At 46.2% G+C, this 390-nt stretch carries 1 protein-coding gene; it reads right to left on the minus strand.

Annotated features, from left to right (window positions below; translation table 11 throughout):
* Positions 1–390, minus strand: a 390-nt coding sequence (locus tag KKC1_RS11285; protein WP_192868213.1) for an IS110 family transposase, incomplete at both ends; no start/stop codon positions are given.

Raw genomic sequence — 390 nt, forward strand, 5'->3', positions numbered from 1 at the left:
AAGCTGCTGTTTAGTTTTCTGCGTTGTTGTTGTCTGGCAACGTATAGGTTGCGTAGTTCCGCATAAATGCCCTTGGGAAGAATACAGTGCTGGAACTTTCCTTGACTAACCAAATCCGCTATTATGCCGGCGTCTTTACGGTCAGTTTTGCCGGGACTGTTGTCTTCCATTTCTTTGCTCCGCTTGACGTGCAATGGGTTCACTATAACTACTGGGTATCCCTGTTCTGTTAAAAACCAGGCCAGGGGTTTCCAGTAGTGTCCTGTGGGCTCCATGCCTATAACAACCCTGCTGGCTTGTTCGATTTCTTTTGCCTTCAGTATCTTTGAGACTAGACGATAAAAGCCATCTTTGGTATTCTGAAAGGAGAAGGGTTTGACTACATCCAGC

This window comes from Calderihabitans maritimus, from assembly GCF_002207765.1.
Lineage (GTDB): Bacteria > Bacillota > KKC1 > Calderihabitantales > Calderihabitantaceae > Calderihabitans > Calderihabitans maritimus.